The sequence below is a fragment of the Methylobacterium phyllosphaerae genome (genome assembly GCF_001936175.1).
Taxonomy (GTDB): domain Bacteria; phylum Pseudomonadota; class Alphaproteobacteria; order Rhizobiales; family Beijerinckiaceae; genus Methylobacterium; species Methylobacterium fujisawaense.
Genome location: NZ_CP015367.1, coordinates 11,821 through 38,568, shown reverse-complemented (window position 1 = coordinate 38,568; position 26,748 = coordinate 11,821). Strand labels below are relative to the sequence as shown.

Here is a 26,748-nt window from a genome sequence, read left to right as displayed (position 1 = left end):
CGGTGCCCCGGGTCAAGCCCGGGGTGGGCGGCTCACGCCGGACCGGTTACCGAAGCGCCACTGTTGCGGCCCCGGGCGATGACGAACCGGAGCGGGCCGCCGCGGTCGAGGCCGGCCACCAGGGCGCGGGCCTCGGCCTCGGACGCCATCAGGGCGAAGCCGGTCGGCCCCCAGGAGGACTGCCCGTAGCCCGGCACGCCCTGCGCGGCGATGCTCGCCAGCGCCTCCGCCACCGCGGCGCTGGCGTAGCGGCCCCCCTGATGGGGCGCGAAATGGTCGCCGATCAGTGTCTGAATTCGGGTGATGCCGGCACCGAAGCCCTGGGGCTCGGCCAGGGCGACCGCGGGCAGGACCTGCATCAGCGCGATCCGGCAGATCTCCGCCGCCTGGGCCTCGGGAAAGCGCGGCAGATCGCGGAACGCCTCGACCTCGCGCGTCCCGTGCACGCCCGCCATGCCCGGATCGAGGATCAGGACGATCCGCCAGGCCTCGGGATAGGGCAGACGCGCGATGACCGGAGGCGGGCCCCCGTCCGCACCGCGGCCGCCATCGACGATCAGGCCGCCCTCCGTGAAGGCGCGCAGGCCCACGCCGGACCGGTTGCCCCGGTCCAGGGTTGCCGCGAAGGCGTCCGGCGCGAAGGGCTCGCCGCTGAGCCGTGCCATGGCTGCCGCCACCGCGAGGGCGAGCTGCGTGCCCGAACCGAAACCGGCATGGGCCGGGATGACCCGCTCCACCGTCACCGCCACATCCTCGCCGCGCCCGAGATGGGCGGCGGCGGCACGGACATAGCCGCGCACGCGGTCGGCTTCGGGGCCCTCCACGGAAGGCCGCGCTGCCCGACGGGCGCTCAGGGCGAGGGACGGCGCGTCGATGGCGAGCCCGATGCTGCCGAACCGGCGGCCGAGACCGCCGTGCAGGTCCAGGAATCCGAAATGCAGCCGTGCCGGGGCCTCGACCCGCACGGCACCGTCCGCTGCCACCTCGTTCCTTTCAGGGACCTCGCCCAACACACGTCCCTCGAATCCCGCAGGCCCGGCGCATGCGCGGCGCGCTTTTCACACGTGGCCCGGGGCCAGGCAACTTGGACAGGCCTGGATCGCACCGCCGTCACGGCAATTCCGGCGCTCGGTTCCGGTTCAGGTTCCGCGGTCGCTCGGCCTGTCCGCACAAGGTGTCCGCAGGATCGCGGGGCGGCACCGGCCCATCCGCGCAATCCACCTTGCGAACCACCTTGCAAACACCCTGGCGATCCACCTTGCGATGCGGATCGCCGCCGGACCCCCCTTGCCGCGGTGCGCGGATGAATGCAAACCTAGGGGTTGCGACGGCGCGCCGAGTTTGCCGCTGCCCGGACATGCCGGGCGGATGCGCCATTCCGATTCGGTGGGGAACCCTCATGCTGAGGCGCACCTGCTTCGTCCGGTCTTACGGCCGTCGCCCGCTCCGAAACCAAGCAAGAACGTTGCGAGAGGGAGCATGGCAGCCTGGGTGAAGGGTGGCGCGACGGACGCGGGCACCGCCGTCGAGGCGGCCGCATCCCTGCTCGCCAAGGCGCGCGCGCCGGTGATCGCCGGCCTCAGCGCCGACGTGGCTGCGATCCGCGCAGCCTATGATCTCGCGGGGCGCATCGGCGCCTCGGTCGATACCGCCGGCGCGGCCGGGACCTATGCCGAGCTCGGAGCGCTGAGCCGGGTCGGTGCACTCACGACGACGCCTGCCGAGGCCGTCGGACGCGCCGACACGGTTCTCGTCGTCGGTGCCGCCCCCTGGCAGGCGCCGCTCATGAAACGCCTGATCGACGCCAAGCCCACCCGTGGGCGCGCCGCCGGATCCGACAGGGCCCTCCTGGCGGTGGGTGCGAACGCCGGTGCGGCGCTGGCCTGGCCCGCCGATGGTGGGCTGCCGGAGGCCGTGGCCGAGCTGCGGGCCTATGCCCGCGGGCATCTCGCCGGTGACGCCTTGCCGGGTCAGATCGCGTCCCGGCTCGCCGCCGCGCAGTACGGCGTGCTGCTCTACGATCCGGCCGAACTCGGCGAGTTCGGTGTCGAGATGCTCCAGGGCCTCGCCATGGAGCTGAGCGAGACCACACGCTGCTTCACCCTGGCGGTCGGTGCGGCCGGGCAGGACCGGGCCGTCGTGCCGGTCTCGGCCTGGACGACCGGACAGGCGCCCCGCAGCGGCTTCGGGCGCCGCGTCCCCGAGCATGATCCCTGGCGCTTCGACGCCGCCCGGCAGGTCGCTGCCGGCGAGGCCGACGCCGTTCTCTGGCTCGGTGCCGTCCCGGTGGCGCGCCCGGACTGGCTGTCCGCGGTGCCGTCCGTGGCTCTGGTCGCGGAAGGCGAGGCGCAGGCTGCCGAGGTGGTGATCTCGGTCGGCCAGCCTGGCCGCGACCACGGCGGCGTCCTGTGGAACGAGCAACGCGCCGCCCTGACCTTCTGGCCGGCCACTGCGCCGTCGGATCTGCCGTCGGCCGCGTCGGTGCTGGCCGCCCTCAAGGAGCGTCTGGCCACGCTGCAGGCCGCGTCGAGGAGTGATTCCGCATGCTGAGCGTGATCCGGGGCGGGCGCGTCGTCGATCCGACCGCGTCCCGCGATTCTGTCGGTGACGTCTGGATCGAGGATGGCCGCATCATCGATCCGCCGGGCCGCGAGCCCGACGCCGTGATCGATGCGGCGGGCTGCGTGGTGATGGCCGGCGGCGTCGAGGTGCATTCGCACATCGCCGGCGGCAACGTGATCACCTCGCGGCTGCTCCTGCCCGACCTCTACGTCAGCGAGGCGGCCCCCGACGGCCATCCCTTCGCCCATGCGGGCGGGGCCGCGGCCTGGATCGGCTCGACCTACGCGCGGATGGGCTACACCACGGCCGTCGAGCCGGCGATGCCGCCGACCCACGCCCTGGGCACGCAGCTCGAGCTCGCCGACATCCCGCTGCTCGACCGCGGCGCCCTCACGGTGATGGGCAACGACGACCAGCTTCTGGAGATGCTGCGCGAGCGCCAGGGCGGCAACGCCGTGCGCGACCTCGTCGCCCTGTCGGTCGCCCAGTCCCGCGGCCTCGGGGTGAAGTGCATCAACGCGGGCGGCGCCTCCGCCTTCAAGGACGGGGCGCTGCGCCTGTCGCTGGACGACGAGATCCCCTGCTACGGGCTCTCGACCCGGCAGATCATGGGCTCGCTCCTCGACGCGGTCGAGGAGATCGGCGTCCCGCACCCGCTGCACGTCCACTGCAACAACCTGGGCCTGCCCGGAGCGGACGACAGCTTCATGGCGACCCTGGATGCAGCGGAGGGCCGGCGCATCCACTTCGCCCACGCGCAGTTCTACGCCTACGGCGCGGTCGATCCGGCCAATCCCGGCACCGGCGGTTTCCGCTCGGCCGCCGAGCGCATCGCGCAGGCGATCGCCGACAATCCGAACGCCACCCTCGACATCGGGCAGGTGGTGTTCGGCCAGACGGTGACGGTGTCCCTCGACATCCTCCGCCAGTTCGCGGGCCGGAAGGGCGCGAAGCCGAAGAAGTGGGTGCTGAACGCGGGCGACGCCGAAGGCGGCGGCGTGGTGCCGTTCCTGTACCGGCCCCGGGGCCCGACCAGCTCGCTGCAATGGGCGATCGGCCTGGAGATCATGCTGCTCTCCACCGATCCGGAGCGGACGATCCTGACGACCGACCACCCGAACGGTGGCCCGTTCACCCAGTACCCGCGCATCATCCACCTGCTGATGGACAAGTCGGAGCGTGACCGCGAGATCGCGACGCTGCCCAAGATCGTGGGCGAGCGCTCCGGCCTTCCTGGCCTGGAGCGCGAGTACACGCTCTCGGAAATCGCGCAGCTGACCCGGTCGGGTCCGGCCAAGCTGCTGGGGCTGGACGACCGCGGCCATCTGCGGGCCGGTGCCCGGGCGGACGTGGCGGTCTACCGGGACGACACCGACCGAACCGCGATGTTCACCGCCGCCAAGCTCGTCCTCAAGGACGGCGTGCCGATCGTCGAGGACGGCGAGGTGGTGGAATGGCGGGCCGGCCGGACGCTGTCGCTGACGGTCGAGTCCGACAAGGCCATGGCGAAGCGCGCCGACACCTACCTGACGGAGCGGTTCGGCGAGGGCCTCGACAGCTTCGCCGTGCCCGACGCGGCCTTCGGCGACGGTCCGGACAATTTCGAGGCGGTGCCATGCCGGGTGTGATCAGAGGGGCGAGCCGCGGGAAGAACGATGTCTGACCTCTCCCTCAACGGCATCCCGGTCATCGACACCTTCGCGGAGGCGTTCGATGTGGCCGGCACCGCCATCATCGTCACGAACGACACCGCCAAGTGGGCGATGATCGCCGCCACCACGATGACGGGCTTCGCCACCTCGGTGATCGGCTGCGGCGCTGAGGCGGGCATCGACGCCGAGCTGTCGCCGGAGGAGACTCCCGACGGGCGGCCGGGCGTGCGCATCCTGCTGTTCGGCTTCGAGCCGAACGGCCTCAAGGACCAGCTGATCAAGCGGGTCGGCCAGTGCATCCTCACCTGCCCGGGCACCGCCTGCTACGCCGGCGTCGACGGGCCGACCAAGATCAAGCTCGGCGGCGCGATCCGCTATTTCGGTGACGGCTTCGCGGTGGCCAAGCGCCTGCCCGACGCCACCGGCAAGGCCCGGCGCTACTGGCGCATCCCGGTGATGGACGGCGAGTTCCTCTGCGAGGACACGGTCCGGGCCGTGGACGGCGCGGTCGGTGGCGGCAACCTGCTGTTCCTCGGTCGCAACCACGCCGAGACGCTGAAGGTCGCCGAGATCGCCGTGGAGGCCGCCAAGGCGGTGCCGGGCGCGATCCTGCCGTTCCCCGGCGGCATCGTCCGCTCCGGCTCCAAGGTCGGCGGCCGGACCAAGGGCATGATGGCCTCGACCAACGACGCCTACTGCCCGACCCTCAAGGGGCGCGCCGGCTCGGCGCTCCCGGCCGAATGCGGCGTGGTGCTGGAAATCGTGATCGACGCCCTGACCTCGCAGGGCGTGTCCGACTCGATGCGCGCCGGCCTCTACGCGGCCACCGAGATCGGCGGCAAGCACGGGCTGATCGCGGTCACGGCCGGAAATTACGGCGGCAATCTCGGCCGCCACCACTACCATCTGCGCGACCTGATCGCGCGCGACGACGCCAAGACGGAGGGCTGAGCCGTGAGCACCCTCACCCTGCGTGCGGCTCCGCCGGAGCGCCTGGACTTCCTCAACATCAACCCCGCGGCTCTGAGCCGCCTGTCGCAGGGCGAAGCCGAGCGCCTGGAGATCGGGACCACCCGGACCGGCGTGCGCCTCGGCGACTGCTTCGCCGTCTCGTTGGACGGCTCCGACACCCTGACACTCGAGGGCGGCCACGAGCGCCTCGACCGGGTCGGCGCCTCCCTGTCGGCGGGCACGATCCGGGTCACCGGCGATGTCGGCCAGCGCCTCGGCGCCGGCATGGCGGGCGGCCGCGTCACCGTCACAGGCCATGCCGGGCCCTATGCGGCCTCCGGCGCCACCGGCGGCACGATCACCATCGAGGGCGATGCCGGAGATTACGCCGGCGGTGCGGTCTATGCCGCCAAGGCCGGGCTCGACGGTGCGACCCTGATCATTCGCGGCACGGCGGGTGCCCATCTCGGCGACCGGATGCGGCGCGGGACGATCGTGGCCGGACGCGCGGGGGCCTTCGCGGGATCGCGCATGATCGCCGGAACCCTGGCGGCCCTCGCGGTGGGCGATCACCCCGGTCTCGGCATGCGCCGCGGAACGCTTCTCCTGGGTGCGCACGGCCGGATGGCTTCGACCTTTGTGGAGACGGGGACGCACGATCTCGTGTTCCTCCGGCTCCTGGCGAAGGCGCTGCGCGGCCTCAGCGCCGAGCATGCCGACCTGCTCGCCAAGCCGCTGCGTCGCTACTCGGGCGACCTCGCCACCATCGCCAAGGGCGAGATCTGGGTCGCGGCCTGACGCCGCCTGGGCAAGGGGCGTGGACGCGTCCTATGCTCTCCGCCAAGCCGGCCCGATCGAGGCCGGCAACCCGGGGACGCGCCCATGTTGCTGCTGCTGTCGATCTGCCTCGTCGCCCAACCCTCGACCTGCCGCGAGGACCGGATCGAGATGTCGTTCGAGAAAGCGAGCCCGTTCGTCTGCCTGCGCAACTCGCAGAGTGCGCTGGCGACCTGGCAGGCCGCGCATCCCGAATGGCACGTGGAACGCTGGCGCTGCGCCGCCAAGGGCAGCCTGCCGAAGGATCTGTGACGGCACCTTGGTTCAGCGGCCGGACGGTGACATGCTCGGTCCCGCATTGACGGCGGGACGACCACGATGCGCTCGCTGAAGGTCCGCTTCGCCCTGTTGCTCGGGGGCACCGCCATCGTCGTGATGCTGGCGGCCGCGGCCGCGCTGGCGGCGATCGGGGCGGCGGAACGGACCGTCGACCGCACCCTCGAGGCCCAGCGTCGCCTGGAACTTCTGGCCGAGCTGTCGGGCCGCCTCACGCAGTTCGGCATGGCGGCCGTGGAGACCGTCGGCAATCCCGACGGCCAGCCCGAGGCGATGGCGATCGCCCGAGACAATGCCGACCGCGCCCTGACCACCGTGGATGAGGCGCTCGCCAAGAGCTTCCCGCCGAGCGACGACCCGGCCGACCGGATGCAGTACGCCGCCCGTACGCGCCCCATGGCCCAGCTGCGCGCGGCCCGCGCCGTCCTGGACCGGCAGGTGTCGCTGATCAGCCGCCAGACCGATCCGGAGCGGCGCCAAGACGCCATCAAGGGGGCGCTCAACGGCTTCGGGGCCATGACCGGCCAGCCCCTGTCCTTCCTGATCGAGGCCGAACGGCGCAGCATGGCCCTCGGCTCCGAGCAGGCCCGGGCGCTGTCGGAGCGCCTGCGTCTGGCCGCCGCCGCCGCGGTGGCGGCGGCTCTCGTGCTGCTGGCGATCCTCTACCGCGGCGTCACCCGGCCGACTCTGGCGCGGATCGAGGAGGTCCGCAGGGCCGCGAGCGCCATCGGCCACGGCGCCCTCGACACCCGGCTCTCCGTCGCCACGCGCGACGAACTCGGCCTGCTGATGACCAACGTCAACCGCATGGCCGCCCGCCTCGCCCGGCGGGAATCGCGGGTTGCGGCCGACCGGGCGGCGCTGGAGGATACCGTGGCGGCACGCACGGCCGATCTTCGGGCCGCCAACGCCCGCCTCGAAGCCGTCGACCAATCCCGGCGCCGCTTCTTCGCCGATGTCAGCCACGAACTGCGCACCCCCCTCACGGTCATCCTGGGCGAGTGCGACCTCGCCCTGCGCGGCGCATCCCGGGGCGCCGACTCGAATCCGGTTTTCGCGACGATCAAGAAGCGGGCGCAGCGTCTCAAGCTGCGGGTCGAGGACCTGCTGCGGGTTGCGCGCTCGGAATCCGGCGAGATCGAGTTCGACAAGCGCCGTCTGGGACTCGCTCAGCTCCTCGCGGAGGCGGTGGACAACATGAGCTCCGAAGCGGCCCGCCGTCGCGTCGGCCTCGGCCTCGATCCCGGCACCCGGGACGTCGAGTGCCTCGCCGACCGCGAATGGATCCGCCAGACCGTCGAGAGCCTCGTGGACAACGCCCTGCGTCATGCCGCCGGCCTCACCCGCGTCGAGGTCGCCTTGGCGGCGGGCCCGGGACCCGTCGGGCGGATCACCGTCACGGACGACGGTCCGGGCTTCAGTGCATCCGAAGCCGACCTGTTCGAACGCTTCAGGCGTGGATCGGGGGCGGGTCCCGACGAGACCGGATTCGGCATCGGCCTCGCCCTGGCGCGCTGGATCGTCGAGCAGCATGGCGGCACGATTCGGCTCGGTGCCGGGCCCGACGGGCGCGGCGCCCGCGTGACCCTGGACATCCCGGCCCTCGATCCGGCATGGGATGCGGGGCCGGTCGACGGCGCGACCGGCGGGCAGGTGAAGGAGTCGGCCGCATGACGCGGATCCTGATCGTCGAGGACGACATCGACATCCGCGGCCTTCTGGCTCGGGGCCTGGAAGCCGAGGGATTCGAAGTCGGGACGGCAGCCTGCGTGGACGAGGCGCTCAAGGCCGCGCACGATCCGGCCCCCGGCGCCGTGCTCCTCGACATCAACCTCCCGGACGGGTCGGGGCACGACGTCTGCCGCTCCCTGCGGGAGGGCGGCTTTCCCGGGGCGATCCTGTTCCTCTCCGCCCGGGACGAGATTCGTGACCGGGCCGAAGGGCTGGCGCTCGGCGCCGACGACTACATCATCAAACCCTTCGAGTTCGACGAGCTGGTCGCCCGCCTGCGGACCCATCTGATGCGGCGCGAGCAGGCGGAGGCACCGCGGTCGCGCATCACCGTCGGCAAGCTGATGCTGGACCTCGAGACCCGGCAGGCCAGCTGCGGCGAGGCCAGCGCCCGCCTCACCCCCCGCGAGGCCGACCTGCTCGGCATGTTGATGGAGAACATCGGCAAGCCGGTCTCCCGAGCCGATATCTTCGACCGGCTCTGGGCCAGCCAGGGTGGCCTCTCGCTCAACGTGGTCGACGTCTATATCGGCTATCTGCGCTCGAAGATGGCGGATTTCGTCCGCTACGGCGGTCCCGGCCTGGTCACGGTGCGTGGCAAGGGATTCATGCTCGAACTGCGCGGTCCCGACTTTCGACAGTGAGCCACTGTACTTTAGTCGCAGGGCGGCGCGTTTCGTGATGGTTTCCGGGCGTTTAGGAAGTCTCTCACGAAAAATTTGGGAGGATCCGGCAACTTAGTGCTTGAAGCCCGCGCCTGAATCGTCGATACCTCTCCCGCGCCAGAAATGAGAGCGCCATCAGTGTCTTAGGGTCCTCTTAGGATCCGCGTGACGCTCGGTGAAGATATCGCCTGAGGAGAAACACCATGAAGTGGGCTGCCCCGATCGTGTCCGAGATCTGCGTCGGCATGGAAGTGACGAGCTACGAGTCGGCCGAGATCGACACCTTCAACTGAGTTTTACGGACCGGGGATCTCGGGAGCCGCACATGCGCGTCGTGATCCTCGGTTCTGCGGCTGGCGGCGGCCTTCCCCAGTGGAATTGCCGCTGCCCCATCTGTTCGCTGGCACGGTCCGAACCGGACCGGGTACGCCCCCGGACTCAGTCGAGTATCGCGGTCTCCGCCGACGGGTCTGATTGGCTGCTCATCAATGCCTCGCCGGACATCCGGCAACAGCTCTTCGACAATGCGCAGATGCACCCGCGCGAGGGCCTGCGCCATTCGCCGATCAAGGCGGTGCTGCTGACGAACGGGGATGTCGACCACGTTGCGGGTCTCCTGACCCTCCGCGAAGGCCAGCCCTACACGCTCTACGGCACCCGCGGCATCCTCGAATCGGTGAATGCCAACCGCGTGTTCGACGTGATGGCCGAGGGCGTGGTCGCCCGCCAGCCGATCGGGATGGATCAGCGTTTCGTGCCCCTGCCCGGCCTGTCGGTCACCCTTTTCCCCGTTCCCGGCAAGGTTCCGCTCTGGCTCGAGGACGAGACCCTGGAGATCGGCGCCGAGACCGAGACCACGGTCGGCGCATTGATCGAGGCTGGTGGCCGGCGCCTCGCCTACATCCCCGGCTGTGCCCGGGTGACGGACGGGCTGCGCGCCCGCATCGCCGGCGTGGACGCGCTGCTGTTCGACGGCACCGTCCTGCACGACGACGACATGATCCGGGCGGGCGTCGGCACCAAGACCGGTTGGCGCATGGGCCATGTGCCGATGCGCGGTGAGAACGGCTCGATCGACGCCCTGGGTTCCGTCGAGATCGGGCGCCGCATCTTCGTGCACATCAACAACACCAATCCGGTCCTGGTCGAAGGCTCTCCGGAACGGGCGGATGTCGAGGCCGCCGGCTGGACCGTAGCCCATGACGGCCTGAGCCTGTCGCTTTGAGGCTGTGACGACAGTGGAGCGCACGTAGAAACCGGTCGACCCCTTCCGCATCCTCATCCTGAGGCGTCCGAGGAGGACTCCGTCGCGGCATCGCCGCGCCCCAGGCTGAGGTCGGGCCTTGAGTCTCCGTCGCATCAGGTGAGGTGCCTCGGCGACCGAGAGACCGGACGGGTTTCGTACGCGCCCTGTGTCGCAGGCGCTGGCCGCGCGAATGGGGCACGCGTCCGGGTCATCCGGTTGGGCCTGGAAGCCGCCGGCACTATATTGTCGTTGAAGCACGGCATTCGCCCCGTTGCCGAGGGCGGAACGACCGCACAGGAAACGCGACCCGAGGACGGACGCCGGAAACGCCATGAACGCAGTCTTCCCGACCCCCGACACCGCCGACAGCCAGCGTCTCCTGAGCCCCGCGGAGCTGGAAGCCGCCCTGCGCGACATCGGCGCGCGCCGCTACCACAACCTGCATCCGTTCCACCGCCTGCTCCATGACGGCAAGCTGTCGAAGGATCAGGTCCGGGCCTGGGCCTTGAACCGCTACTACTATCAGGCGATGATTCCGGTGAAGGATGCCGCCGTGCTGGCGCGCATGACCGACGCGGCGCTGCGGCGGATCTGGCGCCAGCGCATCGTCGACCATGACGGCGACCACGAGGGTGACGGCGGTATCGAGCGGTGGCTCAAGCTCGCCGAGGGCGTCGGCTTCGACCGCGACTACGTCCTATCGACCCGCGGCATTCTCTCGGCCACGAAGTTCTCGGTCGAGGCCTATGTGCACTTCGTCACCGAGCAGACGCTCCTGGAGGCGATCGCCTCGTCGCTGACCGAGATGTTCTCGCCGACGATCATCTCGGAGCGTGTCGCCGGGATGCTGAAGAACTACGACTTCATCACCAAGGAGACGCTGGCGTATTTCGACAAGCGTCTCACCCAGGCGCCGCGGGATGCCGATTTCGCCCTGGACTACGTCAAGCAGCACGCGACCACGCCGGAGCTGCAGCGGAAGGCCATGGCGGCGCTGACATTCAAGTGCAACGTCCTTTGGACGCAGCTCGACGCCCTGTACTTCGCCTACGTTTCCCCCGGGATGGTCCCCCCGGACGCGTGGCAACCGGGCGAAGGCCTCGTGAACGAGGCATCTCCGGCCCGGGTGGGCGGGAACCGGAAGATGGCGGCCGGCGACCGTCCGCGGCTGCCGCGCGGCGTCCGGCTGCGCAACGACGAAACCCGCGGCAAGTGGGTTCTGCTCGCCCCCGAGCGCACCTTCGATCTCGACGACAACGCCGTCGCGGTGCTCAAGCTCGTGGACGGCGCGCGCAGCGTCGCCGACATCGCGGACGAGCTCGGAAAGACGTACGCGGCCGAGCCGCGGGCCATTGAGGCCGACATCCTGGTGATGCTCGACGGCCTCGCGGAGAAACGGGTTCTTGAGCGATGAATGCGCTGACGCCGAACCGGCCCGATGCGCCGGCCCCGGTGGGTCTGCTCGCTGAGCTGACCCATCGCTGCCCGCTGCGCTGCCCCTATTGCTCGAATCCGCTGGAACTCGACCGCCGGTCGGGCGAGCTCGACACGCAGACGTGGCAGCGCGTGCTCGGGGAGGCCGCGGCCCTCGGCGTCCTGCACGTGCACCTGTCCGGCGGCGAGCCGACGGCACGCAACGACATCGTCGAGATCACCAAGACCTGCGCCGATCTCGGCCTCTACTCGAACCTGATCACCTCCGGCGTCGGCGGGGCGCTCGCGAAGCTCCAGGCGCTCTACGATGTCGGGCTCGACCACGTGCAGCTCTCAGTGCAGGGCGTCGACGCGCAGAATGCCGAGAAGATCGGCGGCCTCAAGAACGCCCAGCCGCAGAAGTTCGAGTTCGCCGCCAAGGTTGTCGAACTCGGCCTGCCCCTGACGCTGAATTCGGTGATTCACCGCGGCAACATCCACGAGGTGGCGGGCTTCATCGACCTCGCGGTGAAGATGGGCGCCAAGCGGCTCGAGGTGGCGCACACGCAGTATTACGGCTGGGCCTACGTCAACCGCGCGGCGCTGATGCCCGACAAGGCGCAGGTGGACGAGTCGATCCGGATCGTCGAGGCAGCCCGGGAGCGCCTGAAGGGCCAGCTCGTCATCGACCTCGTCGTGCCGGACTATTATGCGAAATATCCCAAGGCCTGCGCGGGCGGCTGGGGCCGCAAGCTGATGAACGTGACGCCCCAGGGCAAGGTCCTCCCCTGCCACGCGGCGGAGACGATCCCGGGGCTGGAATTCTGGAACGTCAACGATCACACGCTGGGCGAGATCTGGCGCGACTCGCCCGCCTTCACCGCCTATCGCGGCACCGACTGGATGAAGGAGCCCTGTCGCTCCTGCGACCGGCGCGAGAAGGACTGGGGCGGTTGCCGCTGTCAGGCCCTGGCCCTCGCCGGGGACGCGGCCGCCACCGATCCTGCCTGCTCGCTCTCCCCGCTCCACGCCAAGGTGCGGGCCCTTGCCGCGGAGGAAGCTGCGGAAAACCCGCCGGATTACATTTATCGGACGATCGGCAGCAACGTTCGGTCGCCGCTCAAGGAGGAAGTCCACTCGTGAGAGGTCTTGTCGTAAAGGGTCTTGCTACGACGTCCGTCGCGCTCGGGCTGGCCGTGCTGCCGGCCCTCGCCGAGGATGCGTCGAAGCCCGCCATCGTGACCCAGGCCAACGCGGCCGCTGCGCCGTCCGCCGCGGATCTGCTGTTCGACCAGCCGCATATGAAGAATGCGGCGCCGGGGTCGACGCTGACCTATGATTATCTGCGCCGTTCGGGCATCGCGAAGGGGCCGTTCGGGGCGCCGCTGGAAGACACGGTCCAGCTGAAGGTCGAGCCCGGAAAGAGCGCGGAAGGCCGGGATATCAGCGTCGTGATGTTTTCCGGGCTGAACCGTGTGCCGGCCGGCCCGTTCGAGGACATGGCGGGTAACCCCATCGTCTCCCTGTTCCTGGAGAACCACCTGCGTGGCTTGGCCAAGGTGTTGGAGGCCAATCCGCGCTACCTCAAGCTCGCCATCCGCAAGGGTCTGCGTGAGAAGGCGACCGTGACGCCGACGAAGGTGACGGTCGGCGGCCGCGAAGTCGACGGCTGGCGCGTGGTAACGAAGCCCTTTCAGGGTGACTCCATGGCGCAGCGCATGCGCGGCCTGGACGACATGACCTATACCTTCGTCACTGCCCCGTCCGTCCCGGGTGAGATCGTCTCGATCGAGGCGTCGTCGAAGAGCGCGGATGGCGGTGAGTTGCTTGAGGAGAAGCTGAACTATGATCAGAAGGCTGGCTGAACGGGGCGCCCTGGCTGCCCTCGCCCTGACGCTGTCGGGCTTGGCCGGCTGGGCCGCCGAGGAGAACGATTACCCGACCGACGCGCGGGTCGATTACGTGTTCGGCTGCATGGCCGCCAACGGCCAGACTCGCGAGAGCCTGCAGAAATGCTCCTGCTCGCTCGACCAGCTCGCCGCGATCCTGCCGTACGACAAGTACGTCCAGGCGAGCACCATCCTGTCGATGCGGCAGGGCATCGGCAACCGGGCGAACGAGTTCAAGTCGACCAAGATCTTCGACGACAAGGTGGCGGACCTGCGCCGCGCCCAGGCCGAAGCCGAGATTCGCTGCTATCACGGCTGAGTTGCGAGGCGAGGCCGGCGTTGCGCCGGCCTCGCGATTCGCGCACACCGGCTCCCGAACCGCGCTCGTGAACGGGACCCGCACCGTGACACCCTCCTCCAGCCTGTCCGCTCTGCTGCCTGCTCTGGGCGGCCGCACGCTGGTCATGGGCATCCTCAACGTCACGCCCGATTCCTTCTCGGACGGTGGGTTGTTCGCCGGGGAGGCCGAAGCCGTGGCCCAGGCCGAGCGCCTCGTTGCAGAAGGCGCGGCGATACTCGACATTGGTGGGGAGTCCACCCGGCCCGGTCACGTTCCGGTCCCGGCCGAGGAGGAGCAGGCGCGCGTCCTGCCGGTGATCCGGGCAATCGCGCCCCGTCTGCCGGTGCCGATCTCCATCGACACCTACAAGGCGTCCACGGCCCGCCTCGCGCTGGAGGCCGGTGCCCGGATCGTGAATGACGTCTGGGGGCTCCAGCGTGAGCCCGACATCGCCTCCGTGGCGGCGGCGCACGGCGCGCCCGTCATCATCATGCACAACCGGGAGACGATCGACCCGGATCTCGACATCGTGGCCGACATGCTCGCTTTCTTCGAGCGGTCCCTCACCATCGCCCATCGCGCCGGCCTCGCCGATTCCGAGATCGTGCTCGACCCGGGTGTCGGCTTCGGCAAGAGCTGGAACCAGCATCTCGAGGCGCTGCGGCGGCTGCCCGAGATCCGCGCCCTCGGGTTTCCGGTCCTGGTCGGTGTGTCCCGCAAGTCGCTTCTCGGACGCCTGCATGATCGCGAGACCCGGCCGGCGGACCGTCTAACCGGCTCCCTCGCGGCCCACGCCGTCGCGGCGACGCTCGGTGCCGACATCGTGCGCGTGCATGACGTTGCGGCGCATGTCGATGCGATGCGCGTCGTCGATGCCGTGATGCGGCCGGAGGCGCGCTGAGCATGGCCGGCGACCTGATCCGCGTCACCCGCATCGCGGTGTTCGGCCGACACGGCGTGCTGGCCGAAGAGGCCGTGCTGGGCCAGCGCTTCTACATTTCCCTCGAAGCGCAGCTCGACCTCGGCGCGGCGGGCCGCTCGGATGATGTGGCCGGCACGGTGAGCTACGCCGATCTCACCGCGGTGGCGGTCGCGAGCGCCACCGAGCATCGATTCAACCTGATCGAAGCCCTGGCCGAAGCCATCGCCGCGGAGATCCTGGCGCGTTTCACGCTGATCGACGCCGTCACGGTCCGCGTCGACAAGCCGAGCGCTCCCGTTCCCGCCATTCTGGACAGTGTCAGCATCGAGATCATGCGTCGTCGCGGAGCCGGCCGATGAGGGCCTATCTCGGTATCGGCAGCAATGTCGGCGACATGGCCGCGATGCTCGACCGCGCGGTCGCGGGCCTCGCGGCGGATCCGGGTATCACCCTCGTCACGCGGTCCTCCGACTACCGCACGCCGCCCTGGGGCAAGACCGATCAGCCTTGGTTCCTCAACGGGGCCGTGGCGGTGGAAACGAATCTCGATCCGCACGGCCTGCTCGACGCCTGCCTCCGCGTGGAGCACGATCTCGGCCGGGTCCGCGAGGAGCGATGGGGGCCGCGGGTGATCGACATCGACGTCCTGGCCTACGAGGGCGCCGCCGTCGACGACGCGCGTCTCGTTCTGCCGCACCGCTATGTCCGTGAACGGGCCTTCGTGCTGGTGCCGTTGGCCGAGATCGCACCCGACCTCGTGATCGGCGGCGAGCGCGTGGTGGATGCCTTGGCGAAGCTCGACCGGACCGGCATCGCGCGCGTCTGAGCCGACCCGGCCGGGTCGCCGTCGAGCGGCGACCCGCAACGGTGCATCAGCGCTCGGCCGGCTCCGCGAGCTTGTTGTCATCCTCTTCGAGGAGCGGCACGTCGTAGGCGCGCAGGACCGCGTCGATATCGGCCTTACGCTTGCGCAGGACGGTGTTCAGCGAGCGCTTCCAATCGTTCTCGCCGATCCGCACGCCCATGGCGATCCGGTAGGCCATCGGCGGCCGCTCCGGCTCCTTGAGCAGGGGCACGACATTCATCGCAACGCCCGATTGCTTGGCGAGCCAGCCCGCCGCAGGCCCCCACAGCACGGCCGCGTCGATCTCCTTGGCGGCCAGCGCCGCGATGATCTCGGCGGCAACCGTCTGATGCTTGCGGGCCGGGTCGAGCTGATAGGGGGCGTAGGCCTTCATGGTCGAGACGAGGCCGAGATCTCCCATGCGGTTGACCGGCGGCGTCCCGGCGATCACGCCGATGCTCTTGCCTTTCAGGCGCGGATCGTCGAGGGCGGTCACGCCCTCGTACTCACCCTTGCGCGTGACCAGCGTATAGGCAGACCGATAATAGGGATTGGTGGTCTGGACGAGGTCGCTGCCGAAGGCCTGACCCATGATCAGATCGCAGAGGCCGGTCCCGAGCGTGTTGCGCACGAAGCCGGGACCCTGGGTCAGCCAGTAGTAGCGGACCTTGATCTTCAATTCGTCGGCGATGATCGCCGCGATCTTGTTCTCGAAGCCGTCCTCCTTGCGTTCGGAGAACGGCATGTTGCCCGGATCCCCGCAGACGCGCAGCACGTCCGTGGTGACCGTATCCGGCAGATGCTGGGCGAGAGCCCCCTGCGCCCCGGTGAATGTCAGGGCGCAGAGGACGGCGATCCGGGCAAGAGACGACATCAGCCGCCCATGCATTCCTTCTCGGCCTTCTTGGCCGTGTCGGGCTTGTCCTCATGATCCGACGGACGGATACGCCCGATCGCCCCGGCGGCGCGCGCCTTGAGGTAGACGTACAGGTCGTCCGAGTAGCACATGACGTTCTTGTTGTCGCCGAAGGCCGGCATCACCTTCTGCTCGGCGGAGTTCACCTCCTGCTTGCCGCCCGCCAGGATGCCGATGAACTCCTCGTAGGAGAGGTGCTTCAGCGAATCCTTCAGCGCCGGCGCGTAGGTCGAACCCATGCCGTCCGGACCGTGGCAGACGTGGCACTCGGCGTGATAGCGGCGGTAGCCCGAGTAGGTGTACCAGTCGAGCATCTTGCCGTCCTGGGTCACGTGGAACGTCGGGTGGCCGTCGGCATCGAAATACTTGCCGTCCTCGACCTTCGTCGCAGCATCCTGCTTCAGCAGCTTGGGATCCTGCTCGGCGGTCTTGTCGTTCGCGTTCAAGGAATTGGCGAGCTTGGGGTCGGCGGGCTTGGCATCCTCAGCATGTACGGCAACCGTCGAGACGGTCGCTAGGGCGAGGGCGGCGATAACCGGCCGCGTTACGATCTTGCTGAGGTTGAGCAACGCATGTGTCTCCCTGGATCGAGGCTCTTCGTCTCCCTCGAGCCGCAGCCTCTTGCGAGAAAGTCTAATCACAAGGATGCCGGCGCGGGAACCCGCGCCGGCATCGTTTTTCACGTCTAACCCTGCGGCCGATTAGTTCGGCAGGGCGAAGACCGTCAGCTGGCCGCCGAGGTTGGTGTACTGCGACAGAGCCGCGTAGCCACCCACCGCGCCGAGGCCGGCGTTCGGGTCGGTCAGGCCGGCCGCGAGGCCGATGCCAGCCCAGCCGCCGACGCCCGACAGGACGCCCACGTACTGCTTGCCCTTGTGCTGGTAGGTCATCACGTTACCGATGATGCCCGACGGGGTCTTGAACTTGAACAGCTCCTTGCCGGTCTTGTCGTCGACCGCCTTCAGGTAGCCCTCAAGCGTGCCGTAGAACACGACGTCGCCAGCGGTGGCCAGAGCACCGGACCACACCGAGAACTGCTCGGGGTTGGACCACTTGATCTTGCCGTTGACGCCATCCCACGCGATGAAGTTGCCCATGCCGCCGTGCGAGTTCGGGGCCGGGTACATCGAGAGGGTCGCACCGACGTAGGGCTGGCCCGGGGTGTAGGTCACCCGGAACGGCTCGTAGTCCATGCAGACGTGGTTGGTGGGCACGTAGAACAGGTTGGTCTTCGGCGAGAAGGCCGCAGGCTGCTGATCCTTGGTGCCCAGCGCCGCCGGGCAGATGCCCTTGGAGTTGGTGTCCTCACCGTTCTGCTCGGTCGAGTACTTCGACACGACCAGCGGACGGCCGTAGTTCTTCGAGCCCTTGTCCATGTCGACCTTGGACGCCCAGTTGACGGCCGGGTCGAACTTCTCGGCGACGAGCAGGGCGCCGGTCTCGCGGTTCAGCGTGTAGCCGAAGCCGTTACGGTCGAAGTGGGTCAGAAGCGGCTGGTCCTTGCCGTCAACCTTCTGATCCGTGAGGATCATCTCGTTGATGCCGTCGTAGTCCCACTCGTCGTGCGGGGTCATCTGGTAGACCCACTTGGCCATGCCGGTATCCGGGTTACGCGCCCAGATGGTCATGGACCACTTGTTGTCGCCCGGACGCTGCTTGGGGTTCCAGGTCGAGGGGTTGCCCGAGCCGTAGTACATCAGGTCGAGCTTCGGGTCGTACGAGAACCAGCCCCAGGTGCAGCCGCCGCCGGTCTTCCACTGATCGCCTTCCCAGGTCTTCAGCGAGGAGTCCTTGCCGATCGGCTTGCCGAGCGACGTGGTCTTCTCCGGGTCCACGATCATCTGATCGTCCGGGCCCTCGGAGTAGCCGCGCCACACCTTCTTGCCGGTCTTCAGGTCGTAGGCGGTGACGTGGCATTGCACGCCGAACTCGCCGCCGGAGATGCCGACGATGACCTTGTCCTTCACGGGCAGAACCGTGGCGGTGTTGGTCTCGCCCTTCTTCGGATCGCCGTTCACGACCGACCAGTTGACCTTGCCGGTCTTGGCGTCGAGCGACACGAGGGTGGTGTCGGCCTGGTGCAGGAGGATGGCGCCGTCGGCGTAGGCCAGGCCACGGTTGACCGTGTCACAGCACATGACCGGGATCACGGACGGATCCTGCTTCGGCTCGTACTTCCAGATGATCTTCGCCTCGTGGTCGAGGTCGAGGGCGTACACGATGTTCGGGAACGGCGTGTGCACGTACATGATGTTGCCGACGACGAGCGGCGAGCCCTCGTGGCCGCGCAGAACGCCGGTCGAGAACGTCCAGGCGACCTGGAGATCCTTGACGTTCTTGGCGTTGATCTGGTCGAGCTTCGAATAACGCGTATTCGCGTAATCAACCGTCTGAAGAACCTGTTCCGCCGGGTTGGCGATGCCCTTCATGACGCTTTCATTGGCCAGCGCCGGCGCGGCGACGGCCGCGACACCTGCGCCGAGCGCAAGGAGATGTACCGCTCTCATGGGTTCCTCCGACAAGTCTTGAGAGTATTTGCGACGCGCAGCGATAACGGCGTCACGCGGACTCCGACCTGACTGTTTGCGACAGGGATGGACGCCTCGGTAGCGGGCATAGTGGACTTCGAGGAGATCTACTGATCCCCTAGCCAGGAACCGCCATCCCTGAGGCGGCTCCCTCGAAACCGAGGCTTGAACGGACCTTAAGAGATTTTTGAGCGCCGTCAACTCGCCGTTCGAGGGCTGTGGTCACACGGTGAAAGCTTCTCTTCGCATGACAAAGGCACGGGCGATGTCATGCGTTTGCGAAAAGAAATGCTGCGATGCACAAGGAGCTTGCCGTTCTTTGAGGCAGAACTGACGGAGACGTCGGCGCCTCCCATGCGGATCTTGCAAACGAACAAGCTTTGCTGGGTGTCTGCATGCGTCGCCCGCTTGGTCTGGCCGCATAGCGGGTCGAAAGGAACGCGCGGGACGTCGGCGAGTCAACTGCACTGCAGAATGGTCCGACGCCCGTTCATTGCCGAATTTTCCCGGTTTGCCCGTCTGCGCCCAGTCGCCGCATCCGAATTTTTCGCGGATCCCGTTCGTCGCAGTCTGCGTCAGGCGCGACAAATTGCCGAATCGTCCCGGGTCCGGAACGATCGGTTTTCGGCCAGCCCGAGGCCGCCGGGCGCCTAACTCTCAGAAGTGCTGTGCTGGGCGGGGCGTCAGAGCGCGCCGACCGGTCCCGTGCTCTCGAACTCGGCGACGTCGCCGACCAGATCCGTCACGGAGATGTTGAGCCGGCGGCCGTTGGAGAGCCTGAGCTGGGCATCCGGCTCGAGCCATATCGGCCGGAGGCCTGCTGAACTGCCGTAGAGGTTGCCGTACGCGACGATGCCGCCTTCGCGCCGCTCGACCACGAGCCGGTAGCGGACGCGGGCCGGTTCACAGCCCTCCGCCGATACGAGACCGCGCCCCGTCAGCGTCTTCAGGATCTCGTTGGATTCGAACATACGCGGGGCGCAAGGGCGGGACTAAGCGGCAATCCGATTGCCATTTAATCCCGGCCCTTCTGCGAGTCACGCCCGAGCGCGTCATTTGTCCCGTTGCCGGCTCGGCGCTGTCATCCGGCCCGCTCGACGCCGTCCGGCGCGGTGTCACCCTGGGGCGGGCGCACCACGATGCGGCCGGCCTCGACGGAGAGCGCCAGACGCCCCTGCTTCAGAGCCAGGGCCTTGTCCCCGAACAGGGTCCGCCGCCAGCCCTGGAGGGCCGGAACCTCGGCGGTATCGTCATCGGCGATCGCCTCCAGGTCGTCGACCGTCGCGATGATCTTGGGCGCGACGCCCTCCGTCTCGCAGACCGCTTTGAGCAGCACTTTCAGCAACTCGACGATGGCCCCGTTGCCCCCGCTCCGCCGCACCCGCTCGGGCATCCGGACGGCGCTGGTGTCGCGAGCGAGGCCGCGCTCCACGGCAGCGACGATGTCGGCCCCGGTCCGGGACCGCTCGAATCCCGCCGGGATCGTCCGCAGCCGCCCGAGCGCCTCGGCGTTCCGAGGCGCCGCGGATGCGATATCGATGACCGCTTCGTCCTTCAGGATCCGCCCGCGCGGAACGTTGCGCGCCTGCGCCTCGCTCTCGCGCCACGCGGCCACTTCCATCAGCACGGCGATTTCCCGCGGCTTGCGCATCCGCCCGGAGAGCCGCCGCCACGCCTGGGCGGGATCGGCACGGTACGTCTCGGGCGAGGTCAGCACTGCCATTTCCTCGTCGAGCCACGCGCCCCGGTCGGTGCGCAGCAGCTCGGCCACGAGAACCTCGTAGATCTTCACGAGGTGGGTGACGTCCGACAGCGCGTAGCTCAACTGCGCCTCGGAGAGCGGTCGCCGCGACCAGTCGGTGAACCGCGAAGACTTGTCGATCTTGGCCTTGGCGACGTCGTTGACGAGCTGCTCGTACGAGACGGAATCGCCGTAGCCGCAGACCATGGCGGCGACCTGCGTATCGAAGAACGGATGCGGCAGGATCCCGCCGATCAGCCAGATAATCTCCAGATCCTGCCGGGCGGAATGGAACACCTTGACCGTACGCTCGTCGGCCATGAGCGCGATGAAGGGTTCGAGGTCGAGCCCCGGCGCCAGCGGATCGACCAAGACGCCTGTGCCGTCCGGGGCCGCCATCTGGATCAGGCAGAGTTTCGGATAGTACGTCGTCTCGCGCATGAACTCCGTGTCGACGGTCACGAAGGGTTGCTCGGCGAGACGTGTGCAGATCTGGCGCAGCGCGTCAGTGGTGGTGATCAGGTCCATGCATCGGCTATACGCAACCGCAGTCGACATGGGGAGACGCACCCGCTCGGGTCCCCATCTTTCGCGCGCGTTCCGTTACCGCCGCGCGACGTTCGTCACGCCGGAGACCCCACAGCCGCCTTTCGGCGCAGCCGCGTCTGCCGGCGGATCCGCAGGGCGTCGGCCCGTCGCTGCGCCTCCGCGCGCCCGAGCAGACGGTCGAGGATCCCGGTCTCGATACGCTCACCGGTCGCCCCATCGACGAGCCGGCGGATCCGGTCGACCCGGAACCCGCGATAGCCGCCGCGTCGCGCGTCGATGCCGCCGAGCAGTGTCCGGCCCGGACCGAGCCTGAGTTCGCGCGCGTCGAGGGAGCGGTTGCTCCAGGCGCCGGCCGCGTCCTCGTAGACGAGGTCGAAATGGCCTGCGAGGGGCAGGGTCCGCCACCCGGCAGGAGCGCTTCCGGGCGCGGGCCTCGCGGGTCGCTCCGGCGCGAAAAAAACGTTGTCGGTCATGGACATCATATGGGGATTCGAGGGTCCGCCCGGTAGGCCGCACGGCGATTGCGGCGCGGCTTTCGGAGCGGTCCTGCTTGCCGCGCGCTTGACTTGGGGGGCCTTGCGTGAATGGTGCCGGCCTTCCCTCAGAAGAAGCCCATCATGCACCGTTACCGTTCCCACACCTGCGGGGCGCTCCGCCCGTCCGACGTCGGGCAGAGTGTCCGCCTCTCCGGCTGGTGCCACCGCATCCGCGACCACGGGGGCGTGCTGTTCGTGGATCTGCGGGACCATTACGGCCTGACGCAGTGCGTGATCGATTCCGATTCCCCGGCCTTCAAGGCCGCCGAGGCGGTGCGCTCGGAATGGGTCGTGCGGATCGACGGCCGCGTCCGCACGCGCCCGGCCGGCACCGAGAATGCCGAGCTGCCGACCGGCGCGGTCGAGGTCTACATCGACGACCTCGAGGTGCTCGGCCCGGCGGGCGAGCTGCCCCTGCCGGTCTTCGGAGACCTCGAATACCCCGAGGAGACGCGGCTGCGGTACCGCTTCCTCGACCTGCGCCGGGAGAAGCTCCACGCCAACATCATGAAGCGTGGCGCGATCATCGATTCGCTCCGCCGCCGGATGCGCGACGGCGGCTTCTTCGAGTTCCAGACCCCGATCCTGACCGCCTCCTCGCCCGAGGGCGCCCGCGACTACCTCGTGCCGTCGCGGGTCCATCCCGGCAAGTTCTACGCCCTCCCGCAGGCGCCGCAGCAGTTCAAGCAGCTGACGATGATCGCGGGCTTCGACCGCTATTTCCAGATCGCGCCCTGCTTCCGCGACGAGGACGCCCGCGCCGACCGCTCGCCGGGCGAGTTCTACCAGCTCGACATCGAGATGAGCTTCGTCACCCAGGAGGACGTGTTCCAGGCGGTGGAGCCGGTCCTGCGCGGGGTGTTCGAGGAGTTCGCCGACGGCAAGCGCGTCACGAAGGAATTCCCGCGCATCACCTACGCGGATTCGATGCTGAAATACGGCGTCGACAAGCCGGACCTGCGCAACCCGCTGATCATCGCCGACGTCACCGACCTGTTCGCCCGCGATGACGTGGCGTTCAAGGCGTTCAAGGGCGTGATCGCCTCCGGCGGCGCGGTCCGGGCGATTCCGGCGACTGGCGCGGCGGCGCAGTCGCGCTCGTTCTTCGACAGGCTCAACGACTGGGCCCGCTCCGAGGGCGCGCCGGGCCTCGGCTACGTCGTGTTCGAGGAGGAGAACGGCCAGCTCTCCGGCAAGGGGCCGATCGCCAAGTTCATCCCGGCCGAGGTTCAGGCGCTGATCGCCGAGCGGGCGGGCGCGAAGGCCGGCGACGCGGTGTTCTTCTCCGCCGGTCCCGAGGCCAAGGCCGCCGGCCTTGCCGGCAAGGCGCGCATCCGCATCGGCGACGAGCTGGGCCTCTGCGACAAGGACCAGTACGCGTTCTGCTGGATCACCGACTTCCCGATGTACGAGTGGAGCGAGGAGGAGAAGCGGATCGACTTCTCCCACAACCCGTTCTCGATGCCGAACATCGACCGCGAGGAGTTCCTGGCGCTCGACCTCGACGCCCTCGCCAGCGAGGATGAGAACGGCGCGAACACCAAGCGGATCCTCGGGATCAAGGCCTTCCAGTACGACATCGTCTGCAACGGCGTGGAGCTGTCCTCGGGCGCGATCCGCAACCATCGCCCGGACGTGATGGAGAAGGCCTTCGCCATCGCCGGCTACGGCCACGAGGTGCTGGAGCAGAAGTTCGGCGGCATGCTGAATGCGCTCCGCATGGGCGCCCCGCCGCACGGCGGCATCGCGCCGGGTGTGGACCGCATCGTCATGCTCCTGTGCAACGAGCCGAACATCCGTGAGGTGGTGCTGTTCCCGATGAACCAGCGCGCCGAGGACCTGATGATGGGTGCGCCCTCCGAGGCGACCCCGAAGCAGCTGCGCGAGCTGCACATCCGCCTCAACCTGCCCGAGAAGAAGGCCTGAGGTCCGCTTAGACCGGCCTCGGACCGGCCGCGCGGTGCCGAGCCTCGTCGCGATCGTCGTCGCCCACGACAGCGCCGCGGTGCTGCCCGGCTGCCTCGCCGCGCTCGCCGGTCAGCACGTCCCGGCGATCGTGGTCGACAATGCCAGCCGCGACGCCTCCGCGGCGGTCGCGGAAGCCGCCGGCGCGCAGGTGATCCGCAACGCCCGCAACGAGGGTTACGGCCGCGCCAACAACAGGGGCGTCCGGGCCGCCGAGACGGCGGAGCACATCCTGATCGTCAACCCGGACGTGGTCCTGCGTCCGGGGGCGGTGGATGCCCTGCTGGAGGCCGCCCGGATGTGGCCCGATGCGGGCCTTCTGGCCCCGCGCCTCGTCGAATCCGATGGGCGCTTCTTCTTCCAGGCACGCTCGCTGCTGGCGCCCTATCTCGCTAATCCCGGCGGCCGGCCCGCGCCGCCCCAGGGCGATGCCTGCGCACCGTTCCTCTCCGGGGCCTGCCTGATGATGCCGCGCGCCCTGTTCCTGGATCTCGGCGGCTTCGACGAGAACATCTTCCTGTTCTACGAGGACGATGATCTCTGCCGGCGCGTCGCCGATCGCGGCCGAGCGCTGATCCATGTCCATGGTGCCGAAGCGCTGCACGGTCGCGGCCGGTCCTCGGCGCCGGAGCCGGGCCGCGTGTTCCGATCGCGCTGGCATCAGGCTTGGTCGCGCGCCTATGTCAGCCGCAAGTACGGCCTTCCCGACCCGAGCCGCGCCACCCTGATGACCAACGTCCCGAAGGCGCTGCTGTCGGCGCTGGTTCTGCGCCGGTCGGGCTTGGAGCGCTACGGCGGCTCGGCCGCGGGCGCCCTCGCCTTCCTGCGCGGCCGCGACGCCCTGGCCCAAGAGGGCCTGACCGAATGAGCGCCTCGACGATCGCGGCCGCACTCGAAGCCCAGCGCAACGGCTTCACCGGCCTGCGGCTGATGCTGGCCCTGGCGGTCGTCGTGTCCCACGCGTTCAGCGTCGCGACCGGCGCGGCCGGCGACGAGCCTCTCGCCCGTCTGACCGGCTACACGCTCGGGGAGCACGCGGTGAACGGCTTCTTCGCCGTGTCGGGTTTCCTCGTCACCATGAGCTGCGACCGCCGCGGCATCCGCGACTACGCCATCGCCCGGACCCTGCGGATCCTGCCGGGACTCGTGGCGGCGACGCTGGTCGTATCGCTGGGGCTCGGCGCGGCCATGACCCGCCTGCCCGTCTCCGCGTATCTGGGCGACCCCGGCCTGTGGTCGTTCATCCGTGGGACGCTGACGACCTTCAAGAGCAACGCCGCCCTCCCCGGCGTCTTCGAGAGCAACCCGTACCGGGCGCCCCTCGGAACGGTCTGGACGCTGAAATACGAGGTGCTGTGCTATCTCGGCGTTCTCGTCGCCGCCCTGTGCGGTCTGCTCCGGCGGCGCTGGTCGGCCCTGATCATTGTCGTGGGCCTGGCGCTGGCGCTGGTCGTCATGGGCGCCCTGCGGGGCCTCGACCTGCCCAAGGGCACCGAGACGGCACTGCGCCTGCCGATGATCTTCGCGGCCGGGGCCGGGCTCTATCTGTGGCGCGCCCGCCTGCGGGTCTCGGCCGCCGCCCTCGCCTGCCTGGCCTTCGGCGCGTTCGTCCTCGCGCGGACACCGGCCTATCCGGCCCTGCTGTTCCTGGCCGAGGCTTACGGCGTGGTCTGGCTCGCCCTCGGCCCGTTGGCGCGTGGACCGTTCGATCCGCCGGCCGACCTGTCCTACGGGATCTATCTCTACGGCTGGCCGATCCAGCAGAGCCTGCATGCCCTGTGGCCGGACGTCTCGGGAGCCGCATTGCTGGCCCCCGCCCTCGCCCTGACCGTACCGGTCGCCGCCGTGTCTTGGTACGGAATCGAGCGGCCGGCCCTGGCGCTCAAGGTGCGGGCGCTGGGGCGGCGTCGCCTCGGCACGATCGAGCCCGCCGGATCGTGAGCGCCGACGGGCCTCTCTCGCCGCTGAAGGCGCTGGACCTCGCGGCGCGGATGCTGGAGGCCAACGGCTTCACGGTCGTCGCCCGGAACGAACGCGGCGACAGCCTGTATCTGAAGCGGCCCGATGGCCCGTGGCACCTGCGCGTGTCGAACCACCCGCGCACTGCCAAGCAACGGTCCCGCCGCACCGATATTCTCGCAAGCCTCATCATCGACGGACCGCGCTCCCCGGAGCGACTTCGGATTCTCGTCGCAGAGGCCGTGCGCAACTTCCAGGGCGCTCTTGCCAGGAAGGGCGATCAGGCCTCCGCGGACGGGTCCCGGAAATAAGGCTCCACCGTACCCTTCAGCTTCACGGTCATCGGGTTGCCGGCCCGGTCGAGGGTCTTGCCGGCCGAGAGCCGGACCCAGCCCTCGCTCACGCAATATTCCTCGACGTTGGTCTTCTCGACCCCTTTGAATCGGACACCGACTCCGCGCTCCAGCGCCTTCTCGTCGTAGAACGGGCTGTTGGGGTTGGCGGCGAGGCGGTCGGGAGGCGTGTCGGTCATCGTCCAGGTCTCGGGTCGTCGTCGATTTGGGCCCCGCCGGTACGGGAATCCGCGCTGACGCGCAACGCCGCGAGCAGATCCGCGATCCGGCCGCTCTGCAGCAGCGGCACCAGCCGGGTGACCGTGTCGTGCGGCCGATCCCACCACGCCGCCGCCACGAGCGCCGCCACCGTGGCCGCGTCGAACCGGTGCCGCACCACCCGCGCCGGGTTGCCCGCCACGATGGCGTAGGGCGGCACGTCGCGCGTCACGACGGCCCGTGCCGCCACCACGGCCCCGTGCCCGACCGTGACGCCGGACAGGATCATGCAGCCGGACCCGAGCCAGACATCGTGCCCGATCACCACGTCGCCCCGGGAGGCATGGTAATCCTCGGGCGCCCGGGCATCCGGGAACAGCCCGCGCATGGCCGCAAATGGATAGGTCGACGCCCAGTCGAGCCGGTGGTCGCCGCCGAGAAGGATCTCGACCTTGTCGGCGATGGAACAATACCGGCCGATCGTCAGCCGCCGCCCGCTCTCCGGGAAGCGGACTTTTGGACGCCCATACGAATAGGCGCCTATGGAGAAGCCGTAGGTCCTCGCCAGTTTGGCGAGGTGGAGCCGCGTCTCGTTGTGCGGGTTGCGCCCCCTGCGCAGCCGGTGCAACAGACCGGTCAAGACGCGAGCCCGTGCGAGGCGCGACCGCGTCGTCC

General features: G+C 69.2%; 29 protein-coding genes. 20 read left to right on the top strand and 9 right to left on the bottom strand.

Features of this window, described 5'->3' with window-relative positions; translation table 11 throughout:
- Window positions 1-32: 32 nt before the first annotated feature.
- Window positions 33-1,010 (bottom strand): beta-ribofuranosylaminobenzene 5'-phosphate synthase family protein, encoded by a 978-nt coding sequence (locus tag MCBMB27_RS00175; RefSeq protein WP_075379600.1) that lies wholly within the window; start codon window positions 1,008-1,010, stop codon window positions 33-35.
- A 469-nt stretch (window positions 1,011-1,479) separates the two neighbouring features.
- On the opposite strand from MCBMB27_RS00175, the gene MCBMB27_RS00170 reads away from it, so the two are divergent.
- The 16 genes from MCBMB27_RS00170 to folK all read left to right on the top strand — a co-directional run bounded on the left by MCBMB27_RS00170 (window position 1,480) and on the right by folK (window position 15,310).
- The gene (locus tag MCBMB27_RS00170) at window positions 1,480-2,550 is read left to right on the top strand and encodes a molybdopterin-binding domain-containing protein (RefSeq protein WP_043357109.1); all 1,071 of its coding nucleotides are present in this window, start codon (window positions 1,480-1,482) and stop codon (window positions 2,548-2,550) included.
- Window positions 2,544-4,190: a formylmethanofuran dehydrogenase subunit A gene (locus MCBMB27_RS00165; RefSeq protein WP_053608692.1), complete on the top strand. Its 1,647-nt coding sequence runs from the start codon at window positions 2,544-2,546 to the stop codon at window positions 4,188-4,190. The genes MCBMB27_RS00170 and MCBMB27_RS00165 overlap by 7 nt, the downstream gene beginning before the upstream one ends.
- 27 nt (window positions 4,191-4,217) lie before the next feature.
- Window positions 4,218-5,165: a formylmethanofuran--tetrahydromethanopterin N-formyltransferase gene (fhcD, locus tag MCBMB27_RS00160; RefSeq protein WP_075379599.1), complete on the top strand. Its 948-nt coding sequence runs from the start codon at window positions 4,218-4,220 to the stop codon at window positions 5,163-5,165.
- A 3-nt stretch (window positions 5,166-5,168) separates the two neighbouring features.
- Window positions 5,169-5,963 carry a formylmethanofuran dehydrogenase subunit C gene (locus MCBMB27_RS00155; protein WP_053608691.1) on the top strand — a complete coding sequence of 265 codons (795 nt, stop codon included), beginning with the start codon at window positions 5,169-5,171 and terminating at the stop codon, window positions 5,961-5,963.
- Window positions 5,964-6,047: 84 nt separating this feature from the next.
- Complete coding sequence (locus tag MCBMB27_RS00150; RefSeq protein ID WP_043357102.1) at window positions 6,048-6,254, top strand: hypothetical protein; 207 nt, start codon at window positions 6,048-6,050, stop codon at window positions 6,252-6,254.
- A 66-nt stretch (window positions 6,255-6,320) separates the two neighbouring features.
- A complete protein-coding gene (locus MCBMB27_RS00145) occupies window positions 6,321-7,952 on the top strand; it encodes a sensor histidine kinase (protein ID WP_075379598.1) in 1,632 nt (543 codons plus the stop codon).
- On the top strand, window positions 7,949-8,653 hold the full coding sequence (locus MCBMB27_RS00140) for a response regulator transcription factor (RefSeq protein WP_043357098.1): 705 nt from the start codon (window positions 7,949-7,951) through the stop codon (window positions 8,651-8,653). Before MCBMB27_RS00145 ends, MCBMB27_RS00140 begins: the two co-directional genes overlap by 4 nt.
- A gap of 224 nt (window positions 8,654-8,877) precedes the next feature.
- Entirely contained in the window at window positions 8,878-8,967 is a 90-nt protein-coding gene (gene pqqA, locus MCBMB27_RS00135; RefSeq protein WP_012317526.1) for a pyrroloquinoline quinone precursor peptide PqqA, read from the top strand.
- Between the two features lie 32 nt (window positions 8,968-8,999).
- Entirely contained in the window at window positions 9,000-9,899 is a 900-nt protein-coding gene (gene pqqB, locus MCBMB27_RS00130; RefSeq protein WP_075379597.1) for a pyrroloquinoline quinone biosynthesis protein PqqB, read from the top strand.
- Between the two features lie 352 nt (window positions 9,900-10,251).
- Complete coding sequence (pqqC, locus tag MCBMB27_RS00125; protein ID WP_075379596.1) at window positions 10,252-11,334, top strand: pyrroloquinoline-quinone synthase PqqC; 1,083 nt, start codon at window positions 10,252-10,254, stop codon at window positions 11,332-11,334.
- Window positions 11,331-12,476, top strand: a complete 1,146-nt coding sequence (pqqE, locus tag MCBMB27_RS00120; RefSeq protein WP_053608688.1) for a pyrroloquinoline quinone biosynthesis protein PqqE — start codon at window positions 11,331-11,333, stop codon at window positions 12,474-12,476. The genes pqqC and pqqE overlap by 4 nt, the downstream gene beginning before the upstream one ends.
- Complete coding sequence (locus MCBMB27_RS00115) at window positions 12,473-13,198, top strand: hypothetical protein (RefSeq protein ID WP_043383720.1); 726 nt, start codon at window positions 12,473-12,475, stop codon at window positions 13,196-13,198. Before pqqE ends, MCBMB27_RS00115 begins: the two co-directional genes overlap by 4 nt.
- Window positions 13,179-13,541, top strand: coding sequence for a hypothetical protein (locus tag MCBMB27_RS00110; protein WP_043383718.1), 363 nt, complete (start codon window positions 13,179-13,181; stop codon window positions 13,539-13,541). The genes MCBMB27_RS00115 and MCBMB27_RS00110 overlap by 20 nt, the downstream gene beginning before the upstream one ends.
- Before the next feature lie 85 nt (window positions 13,542-13,626).
- Complete coding sequence (folP, locus tag MCBMB27_RS00105) at window positions 13,627-14,463, top strand: dihydropteroate synthase (RefSeq protein ID WP_075381835.1); 837 nt, start codon at window positions 13,627-13,629, stop codon at window positions 14,461-14,463.
- Between the two features lie 2 nt (window positions 14,464-14,465).
- Complete coding sequence (gene folB / locus MCBMB27_RS00100) at window positions 14,466-14,843, top strand: dihydroneopterin aldolase (protein ID WP_075379595.1); 378 nt, start codon at window positions 14,466-14,468, stop codon at window positions 14,841-14,843.
- Window positions 14,840-15,310 (top strand): 2-amino-4-hydroxy-6-hydroxymethyldihydropteridine diphosphokinase, encoded by a 471-nt coding sequence (gene folK, locus MCBMB27_RS00095; RefSeq protein WP_075379594.1) that lies wholly within the window; start codon window positions 14,840-14,842, stop codon window positions 15,308-15,310. The genes folB and folK overlap by 4 nt, the downstream gene beginning before the upstream one ends.
- 46 nt (window positions 15,311-15,356) lie before the next feature.
- On the opposite strand, the gene xoxJ is transcribed toward folK, so the two are convergent.
- The 6 genes from xoxJ to MCBMB27_RS00065 all read right to left on the bottom strand — a co-directional run bounded on the left by xoxJ (window position 15,357) and on the right by MCBMB27_RS00065 (window position 21,535).
- Window positions 15,357-16,217, bottom strand: a complete 861-nt coding sequence (gene xoxJ, locus MCBMB27_RS00090) for a rare earth element methanol dehydrogenase accessory protein XoxJ (RefSeq protein ID WP_043356681.1) — start codon at window positions 16,215-16,217, stop codon at window positions 15,357-15,359.
- Entirely contained in the window at window positions 16,202-16,813 is a 612-nt protein-coding gene (locus MCBMB27_RS00085) for a c-type cytochrome, methanol metabolism-related (RefSeq protein WP_043383711.1), read from the bottom strand. The genes xoxJ and MCBMB27_RS00085 overlap by 16 nt, the downstream gene beginning before the upstream one ends.
- Window positions 16,814-16,945: 132 nt before the next feature.
- On the bottom strand, window positions 16,946-18,751 hold the full coding sequence (gene xoxF1, locus MCBMB27_RS00080) for a lanthanide-dependent methanol dehydrogenase XoxF1 (protein WP_043356691.1): 1,806 nt from the start codon (window positions 18,749-18,751) through the stop codon (window positions 16,946-16,948).
- Window positions 18,752-19,455: 704 nt separating this feature from the next.
- Window positions 19,456-19,743, bottom strand: a complete 288-nt coding sequence (locus tag MCBMB27_RS00075) for a hypothetical protein (RefSeq protein ID WP_043356694.1) — start codon at window positions 19,741-19,743, stop codon at window positions 19,456-19,458.
- 110 nt (window positions 19,744-19,853) lie between these two features.
- Window positions 19,854-21,041 (bottom strand): ribonuclease D, encoded by a 1,188-nt coding sequence (gene rnd, locus MCBMB27_RS00070; RefSeq protein WP_075379593.1) that lies wholly within the window; start codon window positions 21,039-21,041, stop codon window positions 19,854-19,856.
- A 95-nt stretch (window positions 21,042-21,136) separates the two neighbouring features.
- Window positions 21,137-21,535, bottom strand: coding sequence for a hypothetical protein (locus tag MCBMB27_RS00065; RefSeq protein ID WP_083683774.1), 399 nt, complete (start codon window positions 21,533-21,535; stop codon window positions 21,137-21,139).
- A 144-nt stretch (window positions 21,536-21,679) separates the two neighbouring features.
- Between MCBMB27_RS00065 and aspS the strand changes: the two genes are divergently transcribed.
- The 4 genes from aspS to MCBMB27_RS00045 are packed head-to-tail and all read left to right on the top strand — an operon-like array spanning window position 21,680 to window position 25,833.
- A complete protein-coding gene (gene aspS, locus MCBMB27_RS00060) occupies window positions 21,680-23,524 on the top strand; it encodes an aspartate--tRNA ligase (protein ID WP_043760740.1) in 1,845 nt (614 codons plus the stop codon).
- A gap of 34 nt (window positions 23,525-23,558) precedes the next feature.
- On the top strand, window positions 23,559-24,431 hold the full coding sequence (locus MCBMB27_RS00055; RefSeq protein WP_075379592.1) for a glycosyltransferase family 2 protein: 873 nt from the start codon (window positions 23,559-23,561) through the stop codon (window positions 24,429-24,431).
- On the top strand, window positions 24,428-25,504 hold the full coding sequence (locus MCBMB27_RS00050; protein ID WP_043755604.1) for an acyltransferase family protein: 1,077 nt from the start codon (window positions 24,428-24,430) through the stop codon (window positions 25,502-25,504). Before MCBMB27_RS00055 ends, MCBMB27_RS00050 begins: the two co-directional genes overlap by 4 nt.
- Window positions 25,501-25,833 carry a type II toxin-antitoxin system HicA family toxin gene (locus tag MCBMB27_RS00045; protein WP_078946998.1) on the top strand — a complete coding sequence of 111 codons (333 nt, stop codon included), beginning with the start codon at window positions 25,501-25,503 and terminating at the stop codon, window positions 25,831-25,833. Before MCBMB27_RS00050 ends, MCBMB27_RS00045 begins: the two co-directional genes overlap by 4 nt.
- Here the strand turns inward: MCBMB27_RS00045 and MCBMB27_RS00040 are convergent.
- Both MCBMB27_RS00040 and MCBMB27_RS00035 read right to left on the bottom strand, forming a co-directional pair.
- Window positions 25,803-26,054, bottom strand: a complete 252-nt coding sequence (locus MCBMB27_RS00040; RefSeq protein WP_043353490.1) for a DUF3297 family protein — start codon at window positions 26,052-26,054, stop codon at window positions 25,803-25,805. The genes MCBMB27_RS00045 and MCBMB27_RS00040 overlap by 31 nt on opposite strands.
- The gene (locus tag MCBMB27_RS00035; RefSeq protein WP_051044887.1) at window positions 26,051-26,701 is read right to left on the bottom strand and encodes a CatB-related O-acetyltransferase; all 651 of its coding nucleotides are present in this window, start codon (window positions 26,699-26,701) and stop codon (window positions 26,051-26,053) included. The genes MCBMB27_RS00040 and MCBMB27_RS00035 overlap by 4 nt, the downstream gene beginning before the upstream one ends.
- Between the last annotated feature and the right edge of the window lie 47 nt (window positions 26,702-26,748).

Bases quoted from the DNA above. Each gene is read 5' to 3' on its own strand.
- MCBMB27_RS00165 (WP_053608692.1), top strand. From the start codon at position 2,544: ATGCTGAGCGTGATCCGGGGCGGGCGCGTCGTCGATCCGACCGCGTCC.
- aspS (WP_043760740.1), top strand. From the start codon at position 21,680: ATGCACCGTTACCGTTCCCACACCTGCGGGGCGCTCCGCCCGTCCGAC.
- MCBMB27_RS00110 (WP_043383718.1), top strand. From the start codon at position 13,179: ATGATCAGAAGGCTGGCTGAACGGGGCGCCCTGGCTGCCCTCGCCCTG.
- xoxJ (WP_043356681.1), bottom strand. From the start codon at position 16,217: ATGCATGGGCGGCTGATGTCGTCTCTTGCCCGGATCGCCGTCCTCTGC.
- MCBMB27_RS00075 (WP_043356694.1), bottom strand. From the start codon at position 19,743: ATGTTCGAATCCAACGAGATCCTGAAGACGCTGACGGGGCGCGGTCTC.
- rnd (WP_075379593.1), bottom strand. From the start codon at position 21,041: ATGGACCTGATCACCACCACTGACGCGCTGCGCCAGATCTGCACACGT.
- folB (WP_075379595.1), top strand. From the start codon at position 14,466: ATGGCCGGCGACCTGATCCGCGTCACCCGCATCGCGGTGTTCGGCCGA.
- MCBMB27_RS00170 (WP_043357109.1), top strand. From the start codon at position 1,480: ATGGCAGCCTGGGTGAAGGGTGGCGCGACGGACGCGGGCACCGCCGTC.
- folK (WP_075379594.1), top strand. From the start codon at position 14,840: ATGAGGGCCTATCTCGGTATCGGCAGCAATGTCGGCGACATGGCCGCG.
- MCBMB27_RS00050 (WP_043755604.1), top strand. From the start codon at position 24,428: ATGAGCGCCTCGACGATCGCGGCCGCACTCGAAGCCCAGCGCAACGGC.
- MCBMB27_RS00150 (WP_043357102.1), top strand. From the start codon at position 6,048: ATGTTGCTGCTGCTGTCGATCTGCCTCGTCGCCCAACCCTCGACCTGC.
- pqqB (WP_075379597.1), top strand. From the start codon at position 9,000: ATGCGCGTCGTGATCCTCGGTTCTGCGGCTGGCGGCGGCCTTCCCCAG.
- xoxF1 (WP_043356691.1), bottom strand. From the start codon at position 18,751: ATGAGAGCGGTACATCTCCTTGCGCTCGGCGCAGGTGTCGCGGCCGTC.
- MCBMB27_RS00145 (WP_075379598.1), top strand. From the start codon at position 6,321: ATGCGCTCGCTGAAGGTCCGCTTCGCCCTGTTGCTCGGGGGCACCGCC.
- fhcD (WP_075379599.1), top strand. From the start codon at position 4,218: ATGTCTGACCTCTCCCTCAACGGCATCCCGGTCATCGACACCTTCGCG.
- pqqA (WP_012317526.1), top strand. From the start codon at position 8,878: ATGAAGTGGGCTGCCCCGATCGTGTCCGAGATCTGCGTCGGCATGGAA.
- MCBMB27_RS00040 (WP_043353490.1), bottom strand. From the start codon at position 26,054: ATGACCGACACGCCTCCCGACCGCCTCGCCGCCAACCCCAACAGCCCG.
- pqqC (WP_075379596.1), top strand. From the start codon at position 10,252: ATGAACGCAGTCTTCCCGACCCCCGACACCGCCGACAGCCAGCGTCTC.
- pqqE (WP_053608688.1), top strand. From the start codon at position 11,331: ATGAATGCGCTGACGCCGAACCGGCCCGATGCGCCGGCCCCGGTGGGT.
- MCBMB27_RS00065 (WP_083683774.1), bottom strand. From the start codon at position 21,535: ATGACCGACAACGTTTTTTTCGCGCCGGAGCGACCCGCGAGGCCCGCG.
- MCBMB27_RS00140 (WP_043357098.1), top strand. From the start codon at position 7,949: ATGACGCGGATCCTGATCGTCGAGGACGACATCGACATCCGCGGCCTT.